This window comes from Pseudomonas benzenivorans (genome assembly GCF_024397895.1).
Taxonomy (GTDB): domain Bacteria; phylum Pseudomonadota; class Gammaproteobacteria; order Pseudomonadales; family Pseudomonadaceae; genus Aquipseudomonas; species Aquipseudomonas benzenivorans_A.
In genome coordinates this window covers 4,595,372-4,617,364 of sequence record NZ_CP073346.1, presented here as the reverse complement: position 1 = coordinate 4,617,364, position 21,993 = coordinate 4,595,372, and the positions used below count along the sequence as shown (strand labels likewise).

Sequence of the window (21,993 nt, the reverse complement as noted above, 5' to 3'; positions counted from 1 at the left end):
GTCCCCTGCTGCGGCAGCGGGCGCCTCTTTTTATTCAGACCATTCGCCCATGCACCAGCTGCCCTCGCCAACCCACGCCCTGCGGGGTCTGCGCGCCTTGCTCAATGGCTTCAGCCAGGTCTTCCTGCAGGCCCATCCCGGCTTCGGCCTGCTGCTGGTCGTGGCCATTGCCGCCAGCGCACCCGGCCTGCTCGGCGGCGCCCTACTCGGCGGCCTCAGCGGCATGCTCACCGCCCAGCGCCGCGGCTATCCGATGGCCGATATCGACATCGGGCTGTACGGCTACAACGGCATCCTCCTCGGGTTGCTGCTCAGCCTGAAGCTAACCTGGTCGCCCCTGCTGCCGCTGCTGATCATGCTCGGCGGCGGCTTGTCCAGCCTGATGCTGGAACCCTGGATGCGGCGCATGCGCGAGCGCCAGTGGCTGCCGGCCTTCACCTTGCCATTCGTGGTCCTGAGCGGGTTGCTGCTGTGCCTGGCACCGGCCCTGGGCCTCCAGCCGCAGTCGGGCGCAGTGTCTGCGGCCTCGACCCTGGGCTGGCTGGATGCAGTGACAGCCGTGTCCCTGGGGCTCGCCCAGGTCGCCTTTCTGAGCGAACCCTGGGCCGGAGCGCTGCTGCTGGTCGGCCTGCTACTGGCCGACCGCCGCGCCGCATGCTGGGCGCTGCTCGGCGCCAGCGCCGGAACGGGCCTGGCGCTGCTCCTGGACGCGCCCCAGGAGCATTGCCTCGCCGGCCTCTACGGCTTCAACGGCGTCCTGGCAGCGATCGCCCTCAGCCAGGTGCACCGGCAGCACTGGGTGCCCCTGCTGGGCGCGCTGCTGGCCCTGCTCCTGCAGTACGGCTTCCACCGCCTGGGGCTGGCGACCCTGACCCTGCCGTTCATCCTGGCCTGCTGGCTGATCCAAACGAGCGCACAACGCTGGCAACTCGCGCTAAAGGCCCGCGCGCCCGGAAGGCAATCTCGCTGAGCAGGCACTTGGCCTATAGGCCTAAAGATCGCTCAGTGCAGCTCCGAGGGCAGAGGCCGCTGCCCGTCGCCCGTACAATTGCCTAGAGCGCGGCGCTTCCCCGGCTGCGGGTGTCGTGTATGCGCATGGCACAGGCGACCCGCCCTGCTAGCGTAGAAACCCATCCCTCCGGGTCCGAGCGCCCACCCTCCAGCGAGCGAGAACGACATGCTGCACAGCATCAAGCAAGGCATCACCCTAGAAGAACTGGAACCCAGCGGCACCCTCGAAGACATTGGCGTCGAGATGATCGAAGGCGACAACGCCATGTTCGCCCTGACCACCTTCGCCACCGAAGACGAGTCGGTCAGCGCCGGCTACTTCGGTGTACGCCGCAGCCGTTTCCGCCTGCCCTACACCTTCCACGAGCAGGCTGTTGTGACCCTCGGCGAGGTGAAGATCACCAACGAGCAGACCGGCGAGACCGCCCACTACAAGGCTGGCGATTCCTTCTTCGTCGCCAGCGGCACCCCCACCCTGTGGGAAGTCGTCAGCGACAGCTTCACCAAGCACTACCTGGCGGTCGACTGATAACGACGCGCTTACGTCTCGCCGGTAAGACGGGCGTAAGCGCGGGCGACACAGCCCGCCTCGCTTGAGCAACGTGCTGTTGCGCAAGCCGTCTCTGCCGGCTGGGCCCCCGCAAACGGCATTCGGCCAGCGCCCGAGATAAACCCTTGCCAGCCCCGGTCCATCCTGCATAGGCTTTGCGCTCTCACAAGCAGGGAGTTCGCCTTGGATACCTGGCGCCAGCGTCTTTACGTCATCATCTTCCACACCGACACGCCAGCCGGGCAACGCTTCGACAACTGGCTGCTGCTGGTCATCCTGGCCAGTCTGGTGGTGGTCATGCTCGACAGCGTGGTCGCCTACCAGCAACAGTACGCCTCGCTGTTCGATAGCCTGGAGTGGGCCTTCACCCTGTTGTTTGCCGTCGAGTACGGCCTGCGCCTGTACTGTTCGCCGAAACCCTTGCGCTACGCCTTCAGTTTCTTCGGCCTGGTAGACCTGCTGGCCGTGATGCCGGCGATTCTTTCGTTGTTCTTCGCCGACGCCCAGTACCTGATGATCGTGCGGGCCGTGCGCTTGATCCGCATTTTTCGCGTGCTCAAGCTGCGCCAGTACCTGAGCCAGGCCAACTTCCTGCTCACCGCCCTGCGCGGCAGCCGACAGAAGGTCACGGTGTTTCTGGTCAGCGTGTCCACCCTGGTCACGGTGTTCGGTGCCCTGATGTACGTGATCGAAGGGCCACCCAATGGCTTCACCAGCATTCCCACCAGTATCTACTGGGCGGTGGTCACCCTGACCACCGTGGGCTACGGCGACATCACCCCGCAGACGCCGGCCGGGCAGATGCTCTCCACCCTGGTGATGATCACCGGTTACTCGATCATCGCCGTGCCCACCGGTATCTTCAGCGCCGAATTGGCCGCTGCCATGCGCGGCGCCGATCAGCTCAAGCGCGACTGCCCCGGCTGCGCCAAGGACCTTCACGAACTGGAAGCGGCGTTCTGCACGCGCTGTGGCCATCCGCTGTTTCCGCGGCAGGACCAACAGCGCTAGACCTGTCAGGCAGAAAAAAGCCCGCATCTACGCGGGCTTTTTTGTCGTCGGTGAAGCGTTATCAGAAGCGCTCGATATCCGCTTGTGCCTCCAGCTGCTTGCGGAACGCGGCAAAGTCCTGCTGGCCGCTGCGCGATGCCAGAAAACGCTGGTACATGGACTTCTCCTCCTCCGCCAAGGCTTCCTTCGGCTGGCTCACCCCGTCCAGGCGAATCACCACGAAATCGCCATTGTCGAGGCCAACGCCAGCAAAGGTCGGCAGCCCGGCATCATTCGGCTTGGGCATGCGGAACACTGCCTGCAGCACCTTAGGCTCCACGCCATCCTGACTACGCGATGCAGCCTCGACCACCTGCCAGGCTTCGGCCTGGCCAGCCGGTGTCTTGCCATCGCGCAGGGCCGCCAGCAGCTCCTCGCCCTTGGCCTTGGCCGCTTCGCTCGCGCGAACCTGGGTCAGGTGTGTACGGATATTGTCGGCCACCTGCTCCAACGCCAGTTGCTCGGGCTTTTTGTGCTCCTTGGCACGCACCACCACCACTGTGCTGGGATCGAGCTCGATGGTTGCGCTGTTGGCGCCGTCTTCCAGCACTTCGGCGCTGAATGCCGCCTGAATGACCTGGCGGTTGGCCGTCAGGCCCTCGCCACCCTCACGCCCGAACGCCTCACTGACCTTGATTTCAAGCCCAAGTTCCTGGGCGGGCTGAGTCAGGTCGGAGGATTCGAACGCAATGTCTTCCAGCTGCTTGGCGGCTTCGACGAAGCGCTGCTCTACCTGCTGTGCCTTCAGATCCCGCACCAGCTTGCTCTTCAGGCTCTCGAAGCTCGGAACCTCGGGGGCCTGCACGCCCAGCAGCTTGATCAGGTGCCAGCCGAACTCCGTGCGGACCGGCGCGCTAACCTCGTTCTCGCCCAGGGCATACAGAGCCTCCTCGAATACCGGATCGTAGACGCCCTGCCCGGCATAACCGAGATCACCGCCTTCGGCGGCCGAACCCGGATCATTGGATAGCTCTTTCGCCAGCGCCGCGAAGTCATCGCCTTGCTGCAGACGCTCTTGCACCGCCTCGATCTTGGCCTTGGCCTGCTCATCGTCAAGGGCGTCGCTCACCTCGATCAGGATGTGGGCCGCCCGGCGCTGCTCGGCCAGGTTGGCGATCTCGCTCTCATAGGCGCTCTGCAGGTCTTCGTCGGCCACCTCGACCTGGTCGAAGAAGGCATCCTTCTTCAGCTCGAGGTACTCCAGAACCACCTGTTCCGGACTCATGAACTGACTGGCCTGCGCCTCGTAGTACGCCTTGACGTCGTCATCGCTCAGCTGCACCGCCGCGCTATCGACCGGCAGCTTCAACGTGGCGAAGTCACGGGTCTGCTTCTCGAGCCGGGCAAAGGCCTCGACCTGGGCATCGGTAACGAACGCACTGCCGGCCAGACCCGCGCGCAGTTGGCCGATCAGCATTTCCTGCTCGAGCATCTGGCGGAACTGCAAGCGGCTATAGCCCAGCTGGCGGATAACCTGGTCGAAGCGCTCGGCGCTGAACTTGCCATCGACCTGAAACTCAGGCGTCTGCAGGATCAGCTGATCGAGCGCCTGCTCGGAAAAGGCGAACGCGGCATCGCCAGCCGCCTGCAGCAGCAAGGTGCGCTCGATCAGGCCTTTCAGCGCCGACTCGCGTAGCAGCTTTTCATCCAGCAAGGATGCGTCAAAGTCCTTGCCGAGCTGCTGCAGCAGCTGGCGGCGTTGCATCTCGACCGCCTGCCCCAGCTGATTCAAGCTGACCTTCTCGCCATTGACTTCGGCGGCGTTCTGGCTGTTGCTGGTACCGGTGAAGATGGCCTCGACGCCAGTCAGCGCGAGCAGCACGACGATAAGGCCGATGATGGTTTTGGCGATCCAACCCTGTGAGTTGTCCCTGATGTTCTGCAGCATGCTTCCCCCAGAACGGCTGTACGAAAAATAAGCAGCCGTGCAGTGTGGGTAAAATCCGGATAGAAGAAAGGCGCATCCGAGGATGCGCCTTCGCGTAACTGGCGGAGCGGACGGGACTCGAACCCGCGACCCCCGGCGTGACAGGCCGGTATTCTAACCGACTGAACTACCGCTCCGCTGCCAGATCAGCCTTTCAGCCAACCTGGAAGGGCGAGGCCCGAAGGACGCTTAGTTGACGGCGTCTTTCAGAGCTTTGCCGGCTTTGAAGCCTGGGATCTTGGCAGCGGCGATGCTGATCGGCTTGCCGGTCTGCGGGTTACGACCGGTGCGAGCGGCGCGCTCTTTGACCGCGAAGGTGCCGAAACCAACCAGTACAACGGAGTCACCAGCTTTGAGGGCGCCAGTGACAGATTCAATCACTGCATCCAGCGCGCGGCCGGCAACAGCTTTCGGGATATCAGCAGATGCAGCGATAGCATCGATCAGTTCCGACTTGTTCACTCTAAGTCCCCTTAATTTCTGTTGAGTTTGTTTCTTGATTTTTAGTGTAAGCAAAGCGGTGTTGGGCGGCGTGCCGACACAATAAGAGCCGCTTTATAACAAGGGCTCTAAAATTGTGTCAAGGAAGCCCCCCGGCTAATGCGTGCTGATTCGCTCCTTGGAATCAGACTCGCGCTTTTCATCCTTTGCAACCAGCTCCGGAGCCGCATCGGGCAAGGGCTCCGGGGCGTATTGCAGCGCAATTTGCAGGACCTCGTCAATCCATTTAACCGGTTTAATCTGCAGGTCCTGCTTTATATTTTCCGGAATTTCTTTCAAGTCCCGCACATTTTCTTCGGGAATGATCACGGTTTTGATTCCGCCGCGGTGGGCGGCCAACAGTTTTTCTTTTAAACCACCAATCGCCAGGACCTGACCACGCAGGGTAATTTCGCCGGTCATGGCAACGTCGGCGCGCACGGGGATCTGGGTCAGAGCCGAGACCAAGGCGGTACACATGCCGACACCCGCACTGGGGCCATCCTTGGGGGTTGCCCCCTCGGGCATGTGGATATGGATGTCACGCTTCTCATAGAAATCCAGGGGCACGCCCAGGCTCTTGGCGCGGCTGCGCACCACGGTTTGCGCGGCCGTAATCGACTCCACCATCACATCGCCCAGCGAGCCGGTCTTGATCAGCTGCCCCTTGCCGGGCACGACCGCCGCCTCGATGGTCAGCAACTCGCCGCCCACCTGGGTCCAGGCCAGCCCGGTGACCTGACCGATCTGATCTTCCTGCTCGGCCAGACCATAGCGATGCTTGCGCACGCCGAGGAAGTGCTCCAGCGACTCGGCGGTGACCAGCACCTCGAAGCGCTTCTCGCGGGCATGCTCCTTCACCGCCCGACGACAGACCTTGGCGATCTGTCGCTCCAGGCTACGCACACCGGCTTCGCGGGTGTAGTAACGGATGATGTCGCGAATCGCCGCCTCTTCGAACGCCAGCTCGCCCTTCTTCAGGCCATTGGCCTGGATCTGCTTCGGCGCCAGGTACTTGATGGCGATATTGACCTTCTCGTCCTCGGTGTAGCCGGGCAGACGAATCACCTCCATGCGGTCCAGCAAGGGTGCCGGAATATTCATGGAGTTGGCGGTGCAGAGGAACATCACGTCGGAGAGGTCGTAATCGACCTCCAGGTAATGGTCGTTGAAATTATGATTCTGCTCGGGATCGAGCACCTCGAGCAGGGCCGATGCCGGATCGCCCCGCATGTCCTGGCCCATCTTGTCGATTTCGTCGAGCAGGAACAGCGGGTTGCGCACGCCCACCTTGGTCATCTTCTGAATCAGTCGACCCGGCATGGAGCCGATGTAGGTCCGCCGGTGACCGCGGATCTCCGCCTCGTCCCGCACGCCGCCCAGGGCCATGCGCACGAACTTGCGATTGGTCGAGTGGGCGATCGACTCGGCCAGGGAGGTCTTACCCACACCGGGCGGACCAACCAGACAGAGCACCGGCCCCTTGATCTTCTTCACCCGCTTCTGCACGGCGAGATACTCGAGGATGCGCTCCTTGACCTCTTCCAGGCCATAATGGTCGGCATTGAGAATCGCCTCGGCCCGTGCCAGGTCGAGGCGCACCTTGCTGTGGGCCTTCCACGGCACGTTCACCAACCAGTCGATATAGGAGCGCACCACCGTGGCCTCGGCCGACATCGGCGACATCTGCTTGAGCTTGTTCAGCTCGGTTTGCGCCTTGTCGTAGGCCTCCTTGGTCAGGCCGGCATTCTCGATGCGCTTCTTCAGCTCATCCAGCTCGCTGTGGCCTTCGTCGATGTCGCCGAGTTCCTTCTGAATGGCCTTCATCTGCTCGTTCAGGTAGTACTCGCGCTGACTGCGCTCCATCTGCTTCTTCACCCGCCCACGGATGCGCTTTTCGACCTGCAGCAGATCGATCTCGGCATCCAGCAGGGCCAATACGTGCTCGACCCGGGCAGACAGATCGGTGATCTCGAGGATTTCCTGCTTCTGCTCGATCTTCAGCGCCATGTGCGCGGCCATGGTATCGACCAGGCGGCTGGGCTCGTCGATGCTGTTGAGCGACGACAGCACCTCGGCCGGCACCTTCTTGCCGAGCTGCACGTATTGCTCGAATTGACTGAGCAGGCTGCGCACGAAGACTTCCGACTCGCGCTCGGCAGCCTCGACCTCGTCGAGCAGCTGCACTTCGGCGCGGCAATGTCCGTCGGCCTCGATAAAGCGCTCGATTTCGCCGCGCTGCTCGCCCTCGACCAGCACCTTGACCGTGCCGTCCGGCAGTTTCAGCAGCTGCAGCACCGTCGCCACGGTCCCGACTCGGTAGAGCCCCTCCTCACCCGGATCATCGTCCGCGGGGTTCTTCTGGGCGAGCAGCAGGATCTGCTTCTCACCGGTCATCGCCGCCTCGAGGGCTTCGATGGATTTCTCGCGCCCGACGAAAAGCGGGATCACCATGTGCGGATAGACCACGACATCGCGCAGCGGCAAGAGAGGCAATTCGATGGTTGTCTTCATGATTTCGGCTCTACGGCGGCCATACGGCCGTAAACAGTTGGGATTACCCTTGGCCCTAAGATGGGGGTAGCCCCAGCAAAAAACAAGCGTTACCACTGGAAATGCAAAGGGGCCCGCAGGCCCCTTTGCATTCAGGATGAAACGGTTACGCGTCAGGCGCAGCCTTGGCAGGCGGCTCGCTGTTCTCGTATATCAACAGCGGTTTGGACGAACCGTCGATGACGCTTTCGTCGATGACCACCTTGCTCACCTCGGACTGCGAAGGGATCTCGTACATGGTGTCGAGCAGGATGCCTTCGAGGATCGAACGCAGGCCACGGGCACCCGTCTTGCGCTCCAGCGCCTTGTGCGACACCGCTTTCAGCGCATCCGGACGGAACTCCAACTCCACCCCTTCCATCTCGAACAACTTGGCGTACTGCTTGGTGAGGGCGTTCTTCGGCTCGGTCAGGATCTGCATGAGCGCTGCTTCGTCCAGCTCTTCCAGGGTCGCAATGACCGGCAGGCGGCCGACGAATTCGGGAATCAGGCCGAACTTCACCAGGTCATCGGGCTCGACCTCGCGCAACGACTCGCCGACCTTCTTGCCCAGGTCCTTGCTGCGCACCTCGGCATTGAAGCCGATGCCGCCCTTGGTGGAGCGGCCTTGGATGACCTTCTCCAGCCCGGAGAAGGCGCCACCGCAGATGAACAGGATGTTGCGAGTGTCGACCTGCAGGAACTCCTGCTGCGGGTGCTTACGCCCGCCCTGCGGAGGAACCGAGGCCACGGTGCCTTCGATCAGTTTCAGCAGAGCCTGCTGCACGCCCTCGCCCGACACGTCGCGGGTGATCGAGGGGTTGTCGGACTTGCGCGAAATCTTATCGATTTCGTCGATGTATACGATGCCCATCTGGGCCTTTTCCACATCGTAGTCGCACTTCTGCAGCAGCTTCTGGATGATGTTCTCGACATCTTCCCCGACATAGCCAGCCTCGGTGAGGGTGGTGGCGTCGGCAATGGTGAACGGCACATTGAGCAAGCGCGCCAGGGTTTCGGCGAGCAGGGTCTTGCCCGAGCCTGTCGGGCCGATCAGCAGAATATTGCTCTTGCCCAGCTCGACGTCGTCCTTCTTTTCACGCTGGTTGAGGCGCTTGTAGTGGTTGTACACCGCCACCGACAAGACTTTCTTCGCACGCTCCTGACCGATCACATACTGATCCAGGATCGTACTGATCTCCTTGGGTGCAGGCAGCTTGTGCGCGCTGCTCTCGGCCTGCGCTTCCTGCACCTCCTCGCGGATGATGTCGTTGCACAGGTCGACGCACTCGTCGCAGATAAAGACAGAGGGCCCGGCAATCAATTTGCGCACTTCGTGCTGGCTCTTGCCGCAGAAGGAGCAATAAAGCAGCTTGCCGTTGTCCTCGCCGTTGCGGGTATCAGTCATTCGATCAATCCAATACGGTAGGCTTGAAACACAAGATGAAGGCAAATGCGGGCGTTTTCAAGCCCGCACAGCGGTCGGAATGCCCCGCCGCTCCCTAGATAAGCCGCTTAGCCCGCCAGTTGACGCTTGCTCAGCACCTGATCGATCAGGCGATATTTCACCGCGTCTTCGCCGCTCATGAAGTTGTCGCGGTCGGTGTCGCGAGCGATCACTTCGATCGGCTGACCGGTGTGATCGGCAAGAATCTTGTTCAGTCGCTCACGGATAGTCAGGATTTCCCGGGCATGGATCTCGATGTCCGATGCCTGGCCCTGGAAGCCGCCCAGCGGCTGGTGGATCATCATCCGCGAATGCGGCAGGCAATAACGCTTGCCTGCTGCGCCGCCAGCCAGCAGCAGAGCGCCCATGCTGCAGGCCTGGCCGATGCAGATGGTGGAGACATCCGGCTTGATGAATTGCATGGTGTCGTAGATCGACATCCCCGCGGTCACCGAGCCGCCCGGCGAGTTGATGTACAGGTGGATGTCCTTGTCCGGGTTCTCGGCCTCGAGGAACAGCAGCTGCGCCGCCACCAGATTGGCCATGTAGTCCTCGACCGGACCGATCAGGAAAATCACGCGCTCCTTGAGCAGGCGCGAATAGATGTCGTAGGCGCGCTCACCGCGGGCCGACTGCTCGATTACCATCGGCACCAGGCCGCCGGCAGCTTGGATATCTGGCATCTGTTGCATAAAAGGATTGCGGGACATGCTTGCACTCGCTCCCTAAATAGTCATGTCACAAATACGCATAAGCCAGCGCGGAGGCTGGCTTATGGCGTGTTCGAACGAGGTAAAGAATCAGTCGGCTTTGGGCGCTTCCGCCGGCTTGACAGCTTCTTCGTAAGAGACCGCTTTATCGGTCACGTTGGCCTTCTGCAAAACAGTATCTACAACTTGCTCTTCCAGCACAACCGAACGCACTTCGTTCATCTGCTGGTCGTTCTTGTAGTACCAGGACACTACCTGCTCGGGCTCCTGGTAGGCCGAAGCCATCTCCTGGATCAGCTCGCGCACGCGGTCTTCATCCGGCTTCAGTTCGAACTGCTTCACCACTTCGGCGACGATCAGACCCAGCACGACGCGGCGCTTGGCCTGCTCTTCGAAAAGCTCGGCAGGCAGCTGCTCCGGCTTGATGTTGCCGCCGAACTGCTGGACCGCCTGAACGCGCAGACGATTGACCTCGTTGCCCAGCAGCGCCTTAGGCACCTCGATCGGGTTGGCCGCCAACAGACCGTCCATGACCTGGTTCTTCACCTTGGACTTGATGGCCTGACGCAGCTCGCGCTCCATGTTCTTGCGTACTTCGGTGCGGAAGCCGTCCAGACCGCCATCCTTCACGCCAAACTGAGCGAAGAACTCGTCGTTCAGCTCAGGCAGCTGCGGAGCGGAGACGCTGTTGACCGTGACGGTGAACTCGGCCACTTTGCCGGCCAGGTCCAGGTTCTGGTAGTCCTCGGGGAAGGTCGGGTTGATCACGCGCTCTTCGCCGGCCTTGGCGCCGACCAGGGCATCTTCAAAGCCTGGAATCATGCGACCGGAGCCCAGCACCAGCTGAGAGCCCTTGGCGGAGCCGCCGGCGAAGGCTTCGCCTTCGATCTTGCCAACGAAGTCGATGTTCAGCTGATCACCGCTTTCGGCGGCGCGCTCGACGACTTCGAAGCGAGTGTTCTGCTTGCGCAGAATGTCCAGCATGTTGTCCAGGTCGGCATCACCGACTTCGGCCTGCAGACGCTCGACCGCGATCGACTCGAAACCCTGAACCTCGAACTCCGGGAACACCTCGAAGGTGGCCACGTATTCCAGGTCCTTGCCCTTCTCGAAGGTCTTCGGCTCGACGGCCGGTGCACCGGCCGGGTTCAGCTTCTGCTCGACAACGGCTTCGTAGAAGGTTTCCTGGATCAGGTCGCCCAGGGCTTCCTGACGTGCCGAGGCTTCGTAACGCTGGCGAATCACGCTCATCGGCACTTTGCCGGGACGGAAGCCAGGAACCTTGGCGCGACGGGCAGTCTGCTGCAGACGCTTGTTGACTTCAGTCTCGATGCGCTCGACGGGAACGCCGACAGTCATGCGGCGCTCAAGAGCAGAAGTGCTTTCAACAGAAACTTGCATGGATATTCCTCGTTGCACAGACATAAGCCGGCCGTTTCCGGCCCCAGATCAAGGGCATGCATTCTAGAGGGTCAATTTGCAGAAGTCACCCTAGATGCAGGCGGCAATCGGGAGGGAAAGAAGATGGTGCGGACGGAGAGACTCGAACTCTCACACCTTGCGGCGCCAGAACCTAAATCTGGTGTGTCTACCAATTTCACCACGTCCGCGTGGTCAGACTCTAAAACAAAAACGCCAGGCTTTCGGCCTGGCGCTTTGGAATATGGGGTGGACGATGGGAATCGAACCCACGACACCAGGAGCCACAATCCTGTGCTCTACCAACTGAGCTACGCCCACCATATTACTTTTTTGCTTGTGCCAAAGCTGCCAAATGGCACGCCCGGCAGGACTCGAACCTGCGACCATCCGCTTAGAAGGCGGATGCTCTATCCAGCTGAGCTACGGGCGCCTATCCATCTGCAAGCGCAGACTTAAAGCTTTCGGCTCCGGCGACAACCTTTCGATCGCCGCGTTTGCCGTCTTACCCAGCGACTGGCTGTGCTCGACAAGCGGGGCGCATGTTATAGAGGGTGCCATGGGTCGTCAACACTAAAATCAAAAAAAATTCAGCGAGATAAAGGGGTTACGCGAAAATCCTGGGCTGGCGCCTTTGCCGCACCGGCGCGCCATGCGAGAATGCGCGTCCTTTTTCAATCTTTTCCAATGGTTAATCTAGCGCAATGACCGCACAACTGATCGACGGCAAAGCGATCGCCGCCAGCCTCCGCCAGCAGATTGCCCAACGCGTTGCCGAGCGACGCCAGCAGGGCCTGCGGGCTCCTGGCCTGGCGGTGATCCTGGTCGGCAGCGACCCTGCCTCCCAGGTCTATGTCTCGCACAAGCGCAAAGACTGTGAAGAAGTGGGCTTTCTCTCCCAGGCCTATGATTTGCCGGCCAGCACCAGCCAGGCGGAACTCCTGGCGCTGATCGACCGCCTTAACGAAGACCCGAGCATCGACGGCATCCTGGTGCAGCTGCCGCTGCCGGAGCACCTGGACGCCTCCCTGCTGCTGGAGCGCATTCGCCCCGACAAGGACGTGGACGGCTTCCACCCCTATAACATCGGCCGTCTGGCCCAGCGCATGCCGCTGCTGCGCCCGTGCACGCCGAAAGGCATCATGACCCTGCTGCAGAGCACCGGTGTCGACCTCTACGGCCTGCATGCGGTCGTCGTGGGCGCCTCCAATATCGTCGGCCGCCCCATGGCCATGGAGCTGCTGCTCGGCGGCTGCACCGTCACCATCACCCACCGCTTCACCAAGGACCTGGCAGGCCACGTGGCGCAGGCCGACATCGTCGTGGTCGCCGCCGGCAAGCCGGGACTGGTCGAGGGGGAATGGATCAAGCCAGGTGCCATCGTCATCGACGTCGGCATCAATCGCCAGGACGACGGCAAGCTGATCGGCGACGTGGTCTACGAGACCGCCCTGCCCCGCGCCGGCTGGATCACCCCGGTTCCCGGCGGGGTCGGCCCCATGACCCGTGCCGGCCTGCTGGAGAACACCCTGCACGCGGCGGAACACCTGCACGACTGAGTGCAAGGGCTCGAAAAAAAACGGCACCCCAGGGTGCCGTTTTTCTTGGTCGACCAGTGCTTAGCTGCGCCCCTGCTCCCAGGACTTCAGCAGTTCGTCGTAGTTGATGGTTTCGCCCTTGGGCTTTTCGTTGGCCAGCTTGGGCTTCGGTGCGCCCGGCTGATCCAGCCAGTACTGCGGGTCACGCTTCTCGTTCAGCTTCGGGCCGCACTCGCCGAGCACTCCGGAACGCTCCAGGCGCCCGAGCATGGTGTCCTGGGCGGCTGCCAGGCCGTCCAGCGCCTGCTGTGGCGACTTGTCGCCGCTGGCCGCTTCGGCGATGAACTGCCACCACAGCTGCGCCAGGCGCGGATAGTCCGGCACGTTGGTGCCGGTCGGCGTCCACTGCACCCGCGCCGGGCTGCGATAGAACTCCACCAGGCCACCCAGCTTGGGCGCGGCGTCGGTCATGGCTTGCGACTGGATGTCCGATTCGCGAATCGGCGTCAGACCGACCAGGGTCTTCTTCAGCGACACGGTCTTGGAGGTGACGAACTGGGCGTACAACCAGGCCGCCAGGCGCTGCTTCTCCGGCGTGGACTTGAGGAAGGTCCAGGAGCCGGCGTCCTGATAGCCGAGCTTCATGCCTTCTTCCCAGTAAGGGCCCTTGGGCGATGGCGCCATGCGCCACTTCGGCGTGCCGTCTTCGTTGACCACCGGCAACCCGGCCTTGGTCATGTCGGCGGTGAAGGCGGTGTACCAGAAGATCTGCTGCGCGATGTTGCCCTGGGCCGGCACCGGGCCTGCCTCGGAGAAGGTCATGCCCTGGGCTTCCGGCGGCGCGTACTGGCGCATCCAGTCGACATACTTGGTGGTCGCGTAGACCGCTGCCGGGCCGTTGGTGTCGCCGCCACGCTCGACGCTGGAACCGACCGGACGGCAGCCATCGACGCGAATGCCCCACTCGTCTACCGGCAGACCGTTGGGCAGGCCCTTGTCGCCGCCACCGGCCATGGAGAACCAGGCGTCGGTGAAGCGCCAGCCCAGGGACGGGTCCTTCTTGCCGTAGTCCATGTGACCGTAGACGCGCTGGCCGTCGATTTCCTTGACGTGCACCGAGAAGAACTCGGCGATGTCCTCGTAGGCTGACCAGTTGACCGGCACGCCGAGCTCGTAACCGTAGATTTCCTTGAACTTGGTCTTCAGCTCCGGACGCTCGAACCAGTCGGCGCGGAACCAGTAGAGGTTGGCGAACTGCTGGTCGGGCAACTGGTACAGCTTGCCATCGGGCCCGGTGGTGAAGGAGGTGCCGATGAAGTCCGGCAGGTCCAGGGTCGGCGAGGTCACCGCCTTGCCTTCACCGGCCATCATGTCGCTGATCGCCACCGCCTTGCCGTAGCGGAAGTGGGTACCGATCAAGTCCGAGTCGTTGATATAGCCGTCGTAGATGTTCTTGTCCGACTGCATCTGAGTCTGCAGCTTCTCGACCACGTCGCCTTCCTGCATCAAGTCATGCTTGAGCTGGATGCCGGTGATTTCGCTGAACGCCTTGGCCAGGACCTTGGACTCGTACTCATGGGTGGCGATGGTTTCCGAGGCGACGCTGATGCTCATGCCGCGGAAGGGCTCGGCCGCCTTGATGAACCACTGCAACTCCGCCAGCTGTTGCTCCGGCGTCAGGGTCGAGGGGTTGAACTCCTCGGCTATCCACTTCTTCGCCGCCTCTTCGTAGGCATCCGCCCAGGCCGCACCGCTTAGCCCGGACAACGCCAGCAAGGCGGCCAGCGCCATGCTATGTCGGGTTTTGTTGTTATTGTCGAACATAGAGACCTCCATCTCAGGTTTTATGAGAGGTAACACGACTGCCGCCCGGCGCCGCCATCCGGCGCCGCACGCACGCAGGCGGATCAACCCCAACGCATCACTGCAAACAGCCACAGCAAAGACAGCAACGAGGCTATCCAGACGCTCCAGTCGGTCGCGCCCACCACCAGCAGGTGCAGGTAGGCGCTGCCGAGCAGACCGATAAACAGCCGATCACCACGGGTCGTGCTGATCGGCAGGAACCCTTTGCGCTCGACACAGGGCGAGCGTATTTCCCAGACCGTCATGCCCGCCAGCAGCAAGGCGATCGCGCCAAAGAACAGGCCGGTCGGCAAGGTCCAAGCCATCCAATCCATATGCCTTCTCCTTAAACCCGACCGAGGGCGAAGCCCTTGGCCACGTGGTTGCGAACGAACCAGATCACCAGCATCCCCGGCAGGATGGTCAGCACCCCGGCGGCGGCCAGTACCCCCCAGTCGATACCCGAGGCCGACACGGTGCGGGTCATCACCGCGACGATGGGCTTGGCATCCACCGAGGTCAGGGTGCGCGCCAGCAACAGCTCGACCCAGGAAAACATGAAGCAGAAGAACGCCGCGACACCGACGCCCGAGCCGATCAACGGAATGAAGATCTTCACGAAGAATTTCGGGAAGCTGTAACCGTCGATATAGGCGGTCTCGTCGATCTCCTTCGGCACCCCGGACATGAAACCCTCGAGAATCCACACCGCCAGTGGCACGTTGAACAGGCAGTGGGCCAGCGCCACGGCGATGTGGGTATCGAACAGACCGATCGAGGAGTACAGCTGGAAGAACGGCAGCAGGAACACCGCCGGCGGCGCCATGCGATTGGTCAGCAGCCAGAAGAACAGGTGCTTGTCACCGAGAAAGCGGTAGCGCGAGAAGGCGTAGGCCGCCGGCAACGCCACGCTGAGCGAGATCAGGGTGTTGAGCGTCACGTAGTACAGCGAATTGAGGTAGCCCTCGTACCAGCTGGGATCGGTGAAGATCACCCGGTAGTTGTCCAGGGTGAAACCCTGTGGCCACAGGCTCAGGCCACCGAGTATCTCGGTATTGCTCTTGAACGACATGTTCAGCAGCCAGTAGATCGGCACAAGCAGGAACAGCAGGTAGCACAGCAGCACCAGACGTTTGCGTGTGGTCATGGTCGGCCTCAGCGATTTTTGTCGTCGTGGGTCATGGCGGTATAGAACAGCCAGGACACCAGCAGGATGATCAGGAAGTACACCAGGGAGAACGCCGCCGCCGGGCCCAGGTCGAACTGACCGACCGCCATCTGGGTCAGGGTCTGACTGAGGAAGGTGGTGGAGTTGCCCGGCCCGCCGCCGGTGAGCACGAAGGGCTCCGTGTAGATCATGAAGCTGTCCATGAAGCGCAGCATCACCGCGATCAACAGCACGCTCTTGAGCTTGGGCAGCTGGATATGGCGGAAAACGGCCCAGCCCGAGGCGCGGTCGATGCGTGCCGCCTGGTAGTAGACATCGGGGATCGCCCGCAGCCCCGAGTAACAGAGCAGCGCCACCAGCGAGGTCCAGTGCCAGACGTCCATGATCAGCACAGTGACCCAGGCGTCGGCGGTGTTGGAGGCGTAGTTATAGTCCACCCCCAGCTCGTTCAGGCTCCAGCCCAGCAGGCCGATGTCGGCGCGCCCGAAGATCTGCCAGATGGTGCCGACCACGTTCCACGGGATCAGCAGCGGGATGGCCATGAGGATCAGGCAGAGGGAAGCCCAACGCCCCTTGGTCGGCATCGTCAGGGCGATGCCTATCCCCAGGGGGATCTCGATCAGCAGCACGCAGCCCGAATAGATGAACTGACGCAGCAGCGAGTCATGCAGGCGGGTGTCCTGCAGCACCTGGCGGAACCAGTCGACGCCGACGAAATAGCGGCTGGACTGGTCGAAGATGTCCTGCACCGAGTAGTTGACCACCGTCATCATCGGCACGATGGCGCTGAACGCCACCAGCAGGAAGACCGGCAGCACCAGCCACCAGGCCTTGTTGTTGTGCACCTTGCTCATGGCGCCACCTCCGCCTGGCCTTCGTCGACCAGATAGTCGTCGGCGTAGAGCATCAGCCACTGCGCCGGAAAGCTGATATAGGCGAGCTTCTGCGGCACCGCCTGATCTTCCTGCAGGCGCACCTTGATCGGCTGGCCATCCAGTTGCAGGCTGAGGATCTTGTAGGTCCCCAGATCCTCCACATGCAGCACCTCGGCGCGCAGGGCGCCCTCGTAGGGCCCGTCCCAGACATGCACGAACTCGGGGCGGATGCCGATCTTGAGGTTCTTCCAGGTCATGCCGGCCAGCCGCCGCGTCAGCGCCGCGCTGAGCGCCACCTGGGTATCGGCGAAGCGCACCCCCCCCTCGCAGGGGCTGACATCGATCAGGTTCATGCCCGGACTGCCGATGAAATAACCGACGAAGGTGTGGCTGGGCCGCTCGAACAGCTCGCGCGGCGTGCCGAACTGGACGATCTGGCCGCCGTACATCACCGCGATCTTGTCGGCGAAGGTCGAGGCTTCCAGCTGATCGTGGGTGACATAGACCATGGTGATGTTGAACTGCTCGTGGATCTGCTTGAGCTTGCGCCGCAGCTTCCACTTCAGGTGCGGGTCGATCACCGTCAGCGGCTCGTCGAAGAGGATCGCCGAGACATCGTCGCGAACCAGGCCGCGGCCCATGGAGACCTTCTGCTTCTCGTCGGCGGTCAGGTTGCGCGCCTTCCGGTGCAGCAGCGGGTGCAGCTCCAGCACCTCGGCGATCTCGTACACCTTGCTCATCACCTGAGGCTCGGCCATGCCCTGGTTGCGCAGGGGGAAGGCCAGGTTGTCGAACACCGTCATGGTGTCGTAGACCACCGGAAACTGGAAAACCTGGGCAATGTTGCGCTGCTCAGGGGGTAGCGCGTTGACCGCCTTGGCGTCGAACAACACCTCGCCGTGGGACGGCTTGAGCAGCCCGGAAATGATATTGAGCAGTGTCGACTTGCCGCAGCCGGATGGCCCCAGCAAGGCATAGGCCCCGCCCTGCGCCCACACGTGGTTCATCTCGCGGATGGCGTAGTCTTCGGCGCCGGCGGGCTCGCGGCTGTAGCTGTGCGCCAGGTTGCGCAAACGTATCTCGGCCATCAGGCACTCCTCCCTGTGCGCCGGGTGGGCGCCTGGACCAACTGCCCTTGGGCATCGAAGACGAACAGCTTGTGCGTGGGGATGTAGATGAGGATGGGAGCATCCACGTCGTACTCGTGCACGCCCGGCAGGTGCAGCACCAGGACGAACTGCTCGTTGCGCACATGCAGGAAGGTCTCCGATCCACTGATTTCGGCCAGCTCCACGCTCACCGCCAGTTCCAGGTCGTCATCGTTCGACGGCACCAGGCCGATGTGGCTGGGGCGCACGCCAAAGCGATACTCGCCCACGGCGATGTCCTTGAGGTCCGGGTTCAGGGGGAAATGCACGGCGTCGGCAAAGCTCACCTCGGTTTCGCTGATGCGCCCCGGCATCAGGTTGATCGCCGGCTCGGAAAACAGCTCGGCCGCCAGCACCTGTTGCGGCCGGTGATAGACCTCGGCGGTGCGCCCGCTCTGCACCACTCGCCCCTCGTGCAGGATGGTGGTGGTGCCGCCCAGGGCCAGCGCCTCGTTCGGTTCGGTGGTGGCGTAGATGGCGATGGTATGGCGCGCCTGGAACAGCTCACGCATCTCCTGGCGCAGCTCCTCGCGCAGCTTGTAGTCGAGGTTGACCAGCGGCTCATCGAACAGAATCAGCGAGGCGTCCTTGACCAGTGCCCGGGCCATGGCCGTGCGCTGCTGCTGACCGCCAGACAGCTCCAGCGGATAGCGCTTGAGCAAGCCGTCGATACGCAGCATCTGCGCGGTGGCCTGGACCTTGTCGATGATCTCGGCCTCGGCCACACCCGCCTGGCGCAGCGGCGAGGCGATGTTCTCGAAGACCGTCAGGGTCGGGTAGTTGATGAACTGCTGATAGACCATCGAGACGTTGCGCTGACGCACCGGCACGCCGGTGACGTCCGCACCATTCATCAGGATGCGTCCCTTGTCGGGGCGATCCAGGCCGGCCATCAGGCGCATCAGGCTGGTCTTGCCCGCCAGCGTGCGCCCCAGCAGGACGTTGAAGGAGCCGGGTTCGAAGCTCAGGCACGCATCGCTGATGTGCACCTGGTTGTCGACGGTACGGCTGACATGTTCCAGCGTAAGCGACATGGCCTGTCCTTTTGTTGTTGTGCCATTCACGGCCCTCAGCCGTTTCCATTTGACATAGCCAGTTCTGTGCCAGAACACACAATCAATACATAACAGTTTGTTTTACATAGCTTTACTCGGTTCAAGAAACCATCGGTCGGTTCGGAACTGAACAGTTCTGAACAGCCAAAAGTGAACAAATGAACAGCTTCGCTGTTGACATTGAACAGTCATCAACGACACTGGCTCATGCCCGGCACAGACCGGAGCGCCATAACGATAAGAACAACAAGCGGAACACTTGGCATGCCTGAAGCGGATCGCTCCCATGACACCATCGTCCAGGACTCCTGGGCGCGCTGCCGAGAGTTCGGCCTGACCCACCAGTCCACGCCCAGTTTCGGCCTGCCGGCCGAGGGCGAGGTATCGGCCCTGCTGGAAAGCCAGCACGCCCTGGTGCAGACCACCCAGCGGGAGGTGCTGCCCTACTACGGCGACATTCTCGCCAACTCCAATTGCCTGATCATGCTGGCCGACAACCAGGGCCAGCTGCTGCAATCCTGGGGCGACCAGCGCTTCGTCGAAGCGGACTCGGCCCGTGGCTTCCAGCCCGGCGCCAACTGGCTGGAGCGCTATACCGGCACCAACGCCATCGGTACCGCGCTCAACTGCGGCCAGGCCGTGCACATCCAGCACGACGAACACTTCCTCAAGGCCAACCGCTTCATGACCGGCTCGGCCTCACCGATCTTCGACGAGCAGCGGCAGATGATCGCGGTGCTGGATGTCTCCAGCGACAGCTACCTGCCACCCGCCCACACCCTGGGCATGGTGAAGATGATGAGCCAGTCGGTGGAGAACCGGCTGATTCTCAACCTGTTCAGCGGCCGCTATTTCCAGCTCACCTTCAACACCAGCCTGAACAACCTCGACAGTCCCTGGGCCGGGCTGCTGATCTTCGACGATCAGGGCCAGGTGGTCTCGGCCAATCGCCGCGCCGACAACCTGCTCGGCGTCGGCCTGGCCCGGGTGAACCTCGACAGCCTGTTCGACATTGCCTTGCAGCAACTGCTCAACCAGCCCCAGGCCCAGCCCTTCAAGCTGCGCTCGGCCGGTGGTTTCAGCTTTCACGCCCAACTCAAGCGTCCGCAACAGCCGGCACCTATCCAGGCCCGCGACTTTCGCCCAGCCGGTCCGGCCGACGAACGCGCCAAGGGCTTTACCCTGGCCTCGATCAACCTCGGCGACCCACGGGTGGCCAAGGCGGTGCGCCAGGCCGAACGCCTGCTCGAGAAGGACATTCCGCTCCTGGTCCAGGGCGAGACCGGCGTCGGCAAGGAAGTCTTCGTCAAGGCCCTGCACCAGGCCAGCTCCCGCGCCAGCCAGGCGCTGATTGCGGTGAACTGTGCGGCCATCCCCGCCGAACTGGTGGAATCCGAGCTGTTCGGTTACGAAAAGGGTGCCTTCACCGGCGCCAATCAGAAAGGCAGCATTGGCCTGATCCGCAAGGCCCACAAGGGCACACTGTTCCTCGATGAGATCGGCGACATGCCGCTACGGGTGCAGGCCCGCCTGCTGCGGGTGCTGCAGGAGCGCTGCGTACAGCCCCTGGGCAGCTGCGAGCTGTATCCGGTGGACATCCGCCTGATCTCGGCCACCAATCGCCCGCTGCGCCAGGACGTCGACAGCGGTCTGTTCCGCCAGGACCTCTACTACCGCATCAACGGCCTGAATCTGTCGCTGCCGCCGCTGCGCGAACGCACCGACAAGGTCGCGCTGTTTCAGCGCGTCTGGGACTACCACCGGGAGTCGCAACAACGGGCCGGCATCAGCCGCGAGGTGGAGGCACTGTTCCTGCGTCATCCCTGGCCGGGCAACCTGCGCCAGCTCAGCAGCGTGTTGCAGATCGCCCTGGCGATGGCCGACGACCAGCCGATTCGGGCCGAACACCTGCCGGAGGACTTCTTCGACGACCTGCAGGATTCGCCGACGCCGGGCGAGCCCCTCGGCCAGCCGCCAGGGCAGCAGGGCGCCGCGGACGACAGCGATGACCTGGCCAGTCGGTACCAGGCCTGCGGCGGCAACATCTCCCACCTGGCGCGCAACCTGGGGGTGAGTCGCAACACCCTGTACAAACGCTTGCGCGAGCAGGGCCTGAAGGTCTGAGGATCGAAGTGGCGTTTGCCGCCCAGATTCAAGCAGCACGAACCCCTTGTTCAGCAGGATGACCTTGATGCGCAAGTCTCGACCAGGCCGATGGGCAACCGCGATCCAGGATCGCTATGATCGCACTCCATGACGCACTCCATTCCGCTCCGCCAACCCTGCCCGCCCGGTGCCTGCAACTGCGAGCGCGAACGCTTGCTGGATGAGCCCGGTGCCGACTTGCGCATCCTGCGCCTGACTCGCCAGGAAGAGCTGCGCCTGCTCGAGCGCCTGGAGAATATCCAGAGTCTGAGCGATCTCGAGCACCTGCAACGGCGCCTGTACGAGCAACTGGGCCTGCGCCTGACAGTCGCCCCAGGGCCTAACGAAGTGCGCAGCATGCGTGGCATCGCCATCCGCATCGAGGCGCTGCCCGGCCTCTGCCGCAAGACCCGCCAGTCGATCCCCACGGCCATACGCCGCGGACTGGAAAAACACCCGGAGATTGCCTACGAGCTGCTCAACGCCCACGACCTGCTGCGCGACGCCTGAGGCCCATCCGACGAAAGCAGCCCGCAGCCCCTTGCACGCGCTACCCTTTGGTAAAGCTGACACGGGAGGCGGATATGGACACTTCACGCACACGCGCCCCCGAGTGGCAGGCGGCGCAGTGGTTCAATAGCCAACAGCCGCCGAGCCTGGCGAGCCTGCGTGGCAAGGTGATCGTGCTCGAAGCCTTTCAGATGCTCTGCCCCGGCTGCGTGAGCGAAGGCCTGCCGCAAACGAAGCGGGTGCACGCCACCTTCTCCCCGGAGCAGGTGGCCGTCATCGGCCTGCACACGGTGTTCGAACACCATCAGGCGATGACGCCGGTCTCCCTGGAGGCCTTCCTGCACGAATACCGCATCGACTTCCCGGTCGCCGTCGACTTGCCGGACCCGCAACGCTCAGTACCGCGGACCATGGCTGCATACGCGATGCAAGGTACGCCAACGCTGATTCTGATCGATGCCGAAGGCTTCATCCGTCAGCACTACTTCGGCAAGGTCAGCGACCTCGTATTGGGCGCGGAGATCGCCTGGCTGATAGCCGAGGCCGCTGAACTCGCCCCTACCGCCAAGCCTGCCGACTGACC

The 21,993-nt window shown here is 62.7% G+C and carries 19 protein-coding genes and 4 tRNA genes; 7 read left to right on the top strand and 16 right to left on the bottom strand.

The features are described from left to right. Positions 1 to 49: 49 nt before the first annotated feature. The 3 genes from KDW96_RS21455 to KDW96_RS21445 all read left to right on the top strand — a co-directional run bounded on the left by KDW96_RS21455 (position 50) and on the right by KDW96_RS21445 (position 2,572). Positions 50 to 970, top strand: a complete 921-nt coding sequence (locus KDW96_RS21455) for an urea transporter (protein WP_255838231.1) — start codon at positions 50 to 52, stop codon at positions 968 to 970. A gap of 207 nt (positions 971 to 1,177) precedes the next feature. Continuing rightward, positions 1,178 to 1,540 carry a cupin domain-containing protein gene (locus KDW96_RS21450; RefSeq protein WP_255838230.1) on the top strand — a complete coding sequence of 121 codons (363 nt, stop codon included), beginning with the start codon at positions 1,178 to 1,180 and terminating at the stop codon, positions 1,538 to 1,540. 204 nt (positions 1,541 to 1,744) lie between these two features. Then, the gene (locus tag KDW96_RS21445) at positions 1,745 to 2,572 is read left to right on the top strand and encodes an ion transporter (RefSeq protein ID WP_255838229.1); all 828 of its coding nucleotides are present in this window, start codon (positions 1,745 to 1,747) and stop codon (positions 2,570 to 2,572) included. A gap of 61 nt (positions 2,573 to 2,633) precedes the next feature. On the opposite strand, the gene KDW96_RS21440 is transcribed toward KDW96_RS21445, so the two are convergent. The 10 genes from KDW96_RS21440 to KDW96_RS21395 all read right to left on the bottom strand — a co-directional run bounded on the left by KDW96_RS21440 (position 2,634) and on the right by KDW96_RS21395 (position 11,559). Then, positions 2,634 to 4,499, bottom strand: a complete 1,866-nt coding sequence (locus KDW96_RS21440) for a SurA N-terminal domain-containing protein (protein ID WP_255838228.1) — start codon at positions 4,497 to 4,499, stop codon at positions 2,634 to 2,636. 99 nt (positions 4,500 to 4,598) lie between these two features. Further along, positions 4,599 to 4,675: transfer RNA gene (locus tag KDW96_RS21435), tRNA-Asp, on the bottom strand. A 52-nt stretch (positions 4,676 to 4,727) separates the two neighbouring features. Then, positions 4,728 to 5,000, bottom strand: a complete 273-nt coding sequence (hupB, locus tag KDW96_RS21430; RefSeq protein WP_003239952.1) for a nucleoid-associated protein HU-beta — start codon at positions 4,998 to 5,000, stop codon at positions 4,728 to 4,730. 135 nt (positions 5,001 to 5,135) lie between these two features. Then, positions 5,136 to 7,532, bottom strand: a complete 2,397-nt coding sequence (gene lon, locus KDW96_RS21425; RefSeq protein ID WP_255838227.1) for an endopeptidase La — start codon at positions 7,530 to 7,532, stop codon at positions 5,136 to 5,138. A 145-nt stretch (positions 7,533 to 7,677) separates the two neighbouring features. Beyond that, positions 7,678 to 8,958 carry an ATP-dependent Clp protease ATP-binding subunit ClpX gene (gene clpX, locus KDW96_RS21420; RefSeq protein ID WP_255838226.1) on the bottom strand — a complete coding sequence of 427 codons (1,281 nt, stop codon included), beginning with the start codon at positions 8,956 to 8,958 and terminating at the stop codon, positions 7,678 to 7,680. A gap of 107 nt (positions 8,959 to 9,065) precedes the next feature. After that, complete coding sequence (gene clpP / locus KDW96_RS21415; RefSeq protein ID WP_255838225.1) at positions 9,066 to 9,707, bottom strand: ATP-dependent Clp endopeptidase proteolytic subunit ClpP; 642 nt, start codon at positions 9,705 to 9,707, stop codon at positions 9,066 to 9,068. Positions 9,708 to 9,797: 90 nt separating this feature from the next. Beyond that, positions 9,798 to 11,108, bottom strand: a complete 1,311-nt coding sequence (gene tig / locus KDW96_RS21410) for a trigger factor (RefSeq protein ID WP_255838224.1) — start codon at positions 11,106 to 11,108, stop codon at positions 9,798 to 9,800. Positions 11,109 to 11,232: 124 nt separating this feature from the next. Further along, positions 11,233 to 11,317: transfer RNA gene (locus tag KDW96_RS21405), tRNA-Leu, on the bottom strand. Positions 11,318 to 11,371: 54 nt separating this feature from the next. Then, positions 11,372 to 11,447: transfer RNA gene (locus KDW96_RS21400), tRNA-His, on the bottom strand. Between the two features lie 35 nt (positions 11,448 to 11,482). Further along, positions 11,483 to 11,559, bottom strand: a tRNA-Arg gene (locus tag KDW96_RS21395). Between the two features lie 271 nt (positions 11,560 to 11,830). Here KDW96_RS21395 and folD point away from each other — a divergent pair. Then, the gene (gene folD / locus KDW96_RS21390; protein WP_255838223.1) at positions 11,831 to 12,685 is read left to right on the top strand and encodes a bifunctional methylenetetrahydrofolate dehydrogenase/methenyltetrahydrofolate cyclohydrolase FolD; all 855 of its coding nucleotides are present in this window, start codon (positions 11,831 to 11,833) and stop codon (positions 12,683 to 12,685) included. Positions 12,686 to 12,745: 60 nt separating this feature from the next. On the opposite strand, the gene KDW96_RS21385 is transcribed toward folD, so the two are convergent. The 6 genes from KDW96_RS21385 to KDW96_RS21360 all read right to left on the bottom strand — a co-directional run bounded on the left by KDW96_RS21385 (position 12,746) and on the right by KDW96_RS21360 (position 18,734). Then, a complete protein-coding gene (locus KDW96_RS21385; RefSeq protein WP_255838222.1) occupies positions 12,746 to 14,488 on the bottom strand; it encodes an ABC transporter substrate-binding protein in 1,743 nt (580 codons plus the stop codon). Between the two features lie 83 nt (positions 14,489 to 14,571). After that, complete coding sequence (locus KDW96_RS21380; protein WP_255838221.1) at positions 14,572 to 14,844, bottom strand: DUF2160 domain-containing protein; 273 nt, start codon at positions 14,842 to 14,844, stop codon at positions 14,572 to 14,574. 11 nt (positions 14,845 to 14,855) lie between these two features. Beyond that, a complete protein-coding gene (locus tag KDW96_RS21375; protein WP_255838220.1) occupies positions 14,856 to 15,656 on the bottom strand; it encodes a carbohydrate ABC transporter permease in 801 nt (266 codons plus the stop codon). Between the two features lie 8 nt (positions 15,657 to 15,664). Next, on the bottom strand, positions 15,665 to 16,531 hold the full coding sequence (locus KDW96_RS21370) for a carbohydrate ABC transporter permease (protein WP_255838219.1): 867 nt from the start codon (positions 16,529 to 16,531) through the stop codon (positions 15,665 to 15,667). Next, positions 16,528 to 17,640, bottom strand: coding sequence for an ABC transporter ATP-binding protein (locus KDW96_RS21365; protein WP_255838218.1), 1,113 nt, complete (start codon positions 17,638 to 17,640; stop codon positions 16,528 to 16,530). Before KDW96_RS21365 ends, KDW96_RS21370 begins: the two co-directional genes overlap by 4 nt. Beyond that, positions 17,640 to 18,734 carry an ABC transporter ATP-binding protein gene (locus tag KDW96_RS21360; protein WP_255838217.1) on the bottom strand — a complete coding sequence of 365 codons (1,095 nt, stop codon included), beginning with the start codon at positions 18,732 to 18,734 and terminating at the stop codon, positions 17,640 to 17,642. Before KDW96_RS21360 ends, KDW96_RS21365 begins: the two co-directional genes overlap by 1 nt. 285 nt (positions 18,735 to 19,019) lie before the next feature. On the opposite strand from KDW96_RS21360, the gene KDW96_RS21355 reads away from it, so the two are divergent. The 3 genes from KDW96_RS21355 (at position 19,020) to KDW96_RS21345 (ending at position 21,991) form a co-directional block, all read left to right on the top strand. Next, positions 19,020 to 20,879, top strand: a complete 1,860-nt coding sequence (locus tag KDW96_RS21355; protein ID WP_255838216.1) for a sigma-54-dependent Fis family transcriptional regulator — start codon at positions 19,020 to 19,022, stop codon at positions 20,877 to 20,879. Between the two features lie 129 nt (positions 20,880 to 21,008). Continuing rightward, complete coding sequence (locus KDW96_RS21350; RefSeq protein WP_255838215.1) at positions 21,009 to 21,410, top strand: hypothetical protein; 402 nt, start codon at positions 21,009 to 21,011, stop codon at positions 21,408 to 21,410. Positions 21,411 to 21,484: 74 nt separating this feature from the next. Next, positions 21,485 to 21,991, top strand: coding sequence for a redoxin domain-containing protein (locus KDW96_RS21345; protein WP_255838214.1), 507 nt, complete (start codon positions 21,485 to 21,487; stop codon positions 21,989 to 21,991). Positions 21,992 to 21,993 lie beyond the last annotated feature (2 nt).

Bases quoted from the DNA above. Each gene is read 5' to 3' on its own strand.
- KDW96_RS21455 (WP_255838231.1), top strand. From the start codon at position 50: ATGCACCAGCTGCCCTCGCCAACCCACGCCCTGCGGGGTCTGCGCGCC.
- KDW96_RS21450 (WP_255838230.1), top strand. From the start codon at position 1,178: ATGCTGCACAGCATCAAGCAAGGCATCACCCTAGAAGAACTGGAACCC.
- KDW96_RS21440 (WP_255838228.1), bottom strand. From the start codon at position 4,499: ATGCTGCAGAACATCAGGGACAACTCACAGGGTTGGATCGCCAAAACC.
- lon (WP_255838227.1), bottom strand. From the start codon at position 7,532: ATGAAGACAACCATCGAATTGCCTCTCTTGCCGCTGCGCGATGTCGTG.
- clpX (WP_255838226.1), bottom strand. From the start codon at position 8,958: ATGACTGATACCCGCAACGGCGAGGACAACGGCAAGCTGCTTTATTGC.
- clpP (WP_255838225.1), bottom strand. From the start codon at position 9,707: ATGTCCCGCAATCCTTTTATGCAACAGATGCCAGATATCCAAGCTGCC.
- tig (WP_255838224.1), bottom strand. From the start codon at position 11,108: ATGCAAGTTTCTGTTGAAAGCACTTCTGCTCTTGAGCGCCGCATGACT.
- folD (WP_255838223.1), top strand. From the start codon at position 11,831: ATGACCGCACAACTGATCGACGGCAAAGCGATCGCCGCCAGCCTCCGC.
- KDW96_RS21385 (WP_255838222.1), bottom strand. From the start codon at position 14,488: ATGTTCGACAATAACAACAAAACCCGACATAGCATGGCGCTGGCCGCC.
- KDW96_RS21380 (WP_255838221.1), bottom strand. From the start codon at position 14,844: ATGGATTGGATGGCTTGGACCTTGCCGACCGGCCTGTTCTTTGGCGCG.
- KDW96_RS21375 (WP_255838220.1), bottom strand. From the start codon at position 15,656: ATGACCACACGCAAACGTCTGGTGCTGCTGTGCTACCTGCTGTTCCTG.
- KDW96_RS21370 (WP_255838219.1), bottom strand. From the start codon at position 16,531: ATGAGCAAGGTGCACAACAACAAGGCCTGGTGGCTGGTGCTGCCGGTC.
- KDW96_RS21365 (WP_255838218.1), bottom strand. From the start codon at position 17,640: ATGGCCGAGATACGTTTGCGCAACCTGGCGCACAGCTACAGCCGCGAG.
- KDW96_RS21360 (WP_255838217.1), bottom strand. From the start codon at position 18,734: ATGTCGCTTACGCTGGAACATGTCAGCCGTACCGTCGACAACCAGGTG.
- KDW96_RS21355 (WP_255838216.1), top strand. From the start codon at position 19,020: ATGCCTGAAGCGGATCGCTCCCATGACACCATCGTCCAGGACTCCTGG.
- KDW96_RS21350 (WP_255838215.1), top strand. From the start codon at position 21,009: ATGACGCACTCCATTCCGCTCCGCCAACCCTGCCCGCCCGGTGCCTGC.
- KDW96_RS21345 (WP_255838214.1), top strand. From the start codon at position 21,485: ATGGACACTTCACGCACACGCGCCCCCGAGTGGCAGGCGGCGCAGTGG.